Source organism: Methanobrevibacter filiformis (assembly GCF_001639265.1).
GTDB lineage: Archaea > Methanobacteriota > Methanobacteria > Methanobacteriales > Methanobacteriaceae > Methanacia > Methanacia filiformis.
This window is the reverse complement of record NZ_LWMT01000094.1, coordinates 1-3,597: the sequence shown is the minus strand read 5'-3', so window position 1 is coordinate 3,597 and position 3,597 is coordinate 1. Positions and strand designations below refer to the sequence as shown.

Below are 3,597 nucleotides of genomic sequence, written 5' to 3'. Positions count from 1 at the left end.
ACATAAAATTAAACAAACTAAAAACAATAAGAACAACTAAAAACAATTCAACAAAACCAACAAAATATTAAAAAAAACTCACATAAAAACACAAAAAATAAAGAAAAAATCAATAAAATAGAACAAATAAAGAAACATTAAATGCGAATCCTCATGGATAAAATTAGTTGTTTAATGAATAATTACATTCTTGACCATGCTAGCTTAAAATATAATTTTAATGCTTAAATGAAAAATAGCATAATATGAAATTACATATAAAGGTGAGAAAATGGATGAAAAAATCAATCCTTTTAATCCAGATAGTCCAGTAGATCCTAACAGCTTTGAAGGTAGAGAAGATATTCTTTTCTGAAATAGTAATCTTCATCTAAGTTAGATAATGCATCATTTGATATTTTTTCAAAAATTCCTAAGTATTCTGGACTTCTAATGGAACTGTCAAGTAATGGTTGTAAATATTTTTTACTAATTTCATCTCCAGCATATAAAATACCTCCAATCGCATCTTCATAAGTAACTAAATTAGTATTTGTCATGTAAAATGTTCCATTCCCTATTTCTTGCATCATATTAGGTAATCCTGAGGAGTATTTAACTAAAATGTCAATAGCTTCTTTTGTTATATTCATATCAATTTTATCAAAACTTTTATTAAAAAAATCAGTTATTTCCTCATTATTCAAACCTTTAAGATTTATATGAGAAAATATCCTTGTAAATGAAGGATTATTTTTATGCATTAATTCTAATTTTTCAGGATATCCTGCTAATATCATAGCTATTGGAGATTTTCCTCTATAATTAGTAAATAATGTATCTGCAAAGCTTTTATACCAATTAACAAATTCAACATTATCACTTAATCCATTAATATCATCAATTATTATAATCAAACCATTTTTATTATCAAATTCAGATACTAAATCCACTAAAAAGCTAGCAAAGTTATCTTTTATATGTTCAAGTAAGTTTTCAGATGGTTTGAATTTCAATGAAGTTCCAAATAAATTAACACTTTCCACATGACTTTTAAAAGCATTAAAAACATGGTCAAAAAAAGATTCTTTCTGGATATTATTTAGCAACTCTTCTATGATTTGCCTTATTAACGATTCTATGTCATGAACACCATCATTGTAAATATGTACTCCAACATATTTTAATTTTTTCTCAGTATAATCTTTAAAATAGCTTGCTAATGATGATTTACCCATACCTCTATTTCCAGTTATGAAAAAATGTTTAGGTTTATTGTGTTTAGTTTCCCTTAAAATTTTAATATTCCAGAAAAAAAGATTTTTCGCAAAAATTAACTGAAAAAGAAAAAAAAGTCTTTACTGATTTTCTAAATAGAGCAAGAAAACTAAAGATATTAGATTACCATAGTCCTAAAAAAAGTGGTTACTATAAATTTACTAATAATTTATATCCTGTTCATTTAGTTATCCAATCTTTAAAAGAAAATCAAACAAAATTAGATTAGTAATAAATAAATATTTCAAGCCTGTGAAATGATTTTTTTGGGATTAAAATCAAAATGTTGATAATTTTTAGAGAACTTTTAGAGACTGTTAGTTTGTAGATATTTGCAGCCTCTAAAAATATAGTGCATTACTGTACATTACTCAAAAAGTGTGACTTATAATCATTTTTTTTAATTCTTATAAAAATATGATAAAAATACTTTAAATTGAATTTAAAGATTTTTAAATGATATTTTTGAACACTTATAAATTCACTACTGTCATGAGTATTTAATTTTAAAATGTTTATATATTACTAATTTCATATAATGACCGAAATAAAGAAAATTAAAGCTTAATTAAAGAGATAACGAAATATTTAAAAATATAATAATTAAATTGTCATGACACTACATATGTTACAAACCTTTTGCAATGTACTATATTAAAATTTTAAAGAATTATTTTCTTATTAAACCTAAAATACCTGCAATAAGTAATAATATAAATCCTAATACTCCAAATAAAGATATACTTATTAAAAGCCAAAATGAAGATATTACAACTATTATTGACCCTAATTTAGGATTATTTTTTATGTAAACTGTACCTATTATACCTACTATAGATGCTAAAATAGCACTTAACCCTAATACTCCAATAGATGACTCAAATGCACTAAAAAATAATGCAAAAACACCACCTATCAGTCCAAAAACACCTCCAAGAATTCCTAAAACTAATTCTGCAGTTCTTGATGTTTGTATCTCTTCTGACATGATCATTTCTCCTAAAATTTTTAATTATATGAAACAAACTTTTGAAAACGAGAAATCAAAGATTTCTCTAAATTTCCATCACGAAATAAAAGTTTGAATAAAAGCTATTTCACAAAATAATCACTTTAAACATGCAAAATGCTTTTATTAATATTAAAAAATCATTTAAAAAAAAGTGATTGGATTTTAATTTTATAAATTTATTTATTCAAATTTGTTTTATTTATTCTCCCACGTATAGACAATTTTGCCATCATATTTAAAATCAATACTTTTTATATCAGATAATGAGTAGTCATTACCACTTGCAGATAATAAATAACCATCTAATGCATACCATTGATTTTTCTCAACATCATTCCAATTTTTTACTATTGATTCAGAAATTTTTGAACCATCTTGTAAATTAACATTCGCCCCTAAATCTGCATAAGTTTCATCATTTTTAAACATTATTTTTCCACTAACATCAAAAGAACCATAATTTGAACTTATAGTTATATTTTCTAATTTAGCATTTGCCCCATTGAATGGATCATTTTGATCAGCATCTTTTGTAGTAGCAGTATTATCTCCACCACTCATACTTGCAGCAATAGCTACAATAGCTATTAAAACTATACAAACTATTCCTATAATATACTTTTTATCCATTATTACACCATTTTGACTGTATACTCCTTCAAGAATATACGAAAATAAATTTTAAGGTTTTTAATATTATCATCAAACCTATTCCCCCAGATAAACCTGTTATTAATCTTAGAATATTGTTACTCTCGCGTAGTTCAAATAACTGTGTAGTACCATCAATTCCACAGGGAATCAATAAGCAAACAGCTATTATTAAAGTTGTTGTGTTATATCTAAAAGGTAAATAGATTGCTAAAATAGTATAAATAGTTATACTTATATAAAAACCTGTACACCTTGCACAAACTGGAAAATAGTGACCTTTTATCTGGAATGTTCTTTCTTGTTTACCATGACAGAAAATGTTTTGAAACTTCATAAATACCATGTCGCCCAAACACTAAAAATTTGATAATAATATACAGATACTTTATTTAGAGCAGTATAAATAGTTTATTACTAAAATAAATACTTTTTAAAATGAATATCTAGGAATATGCGAATTACCCCCCCCCCCCGATTATTTAAAGAATTTAAAAGAGTTTTCTATTTTTAATGATAAGAAAAATAATAAGAAAATAGATAAAAATAGCACAGCTGTTAAGTTAAGGATTTAATCGATTCTATAGAATTGCCTTAAATTAAACATTGCTTCTTTATTTTTTTCTTATTTCAGAAACTTCTTCTACAATTGGTTCTATTTTTTCTTGGTGGGGTTT

At 24.7% G+C, this 3,597-nt stretch carries 4 protein-coding genes; all 4 read right to left on the bottom strand.

All coding sequences use genetic code 11. From position 1 onward, the window contains the following. Positions 1 to 317: 317 nt before the first annotated feature. A complete protein-coding gene (locus MBFIL_RS03240) occupies positions 318 to 1,277 on the bottom strand; it encodes an AAA family ATPase (protein WP_342667583.1) in 960 nt (319 codons plus the stop codon). Positions 1,278 to 1,927: 650 nt separating this feature from the next. Next, positions 1,928 to 2,245, bottom strand: coding sequence for a DUF4064 domain-containing protein (locus tag MBFIL_RS03235; RefSeq protein ID WP_066971453.1), 318 nt, complete (start codon positions 2,243 to 2,245; stop codon positions 1,928 to 1,930). A gap of 219 nt (positions 2,246 to 2,464) precedes the next feature. Continuing rightward, entirely contained in the window at positions 2,465 to 2,899 is a 435-nt protein-coding gene (locus MBFIL_RS03230; protein WP_066971451.1) for a hypothetical protein, read from the bottom strand. A gap of 28 nt (positions 2,900 to 2,927) precedes the next feature. Beyond that, entirely contained in the window at positions 2,928 to 3,257 is a 330-nt protein-coding gene (locus MBFIL_RS03225; protein WP_066971457.1) for a DUF2085 domain-containing protein, read from the bottom strand. Positions 3,258 to 3,597 lie beyond the last annotated feature (340 nt).

Coding starts and splice junctions, on each gene's coding strand:
- MBFIL_RS03235 (WP_066971453.1), bottom strand. CDS start 2,245: ATGTCAGAAGAGATACAAACATCAAGAACTGCAGAATTAGTTTTAGGA.
- MBFIL_RS03230 (WP_066971451.1), bottom strand. CDS start 2,899: ATGGATAAAAAGTATATTATAGGAATAGTTTGTATAGTTTTAATAGCT.
- MBFIL_RS03225 (WP_066971457.1), bottom strand. CDS start 3,257: ATGAAGTTTCAAAACATTTTCTGTCATGGTAAACAAGAAAGAACATTC.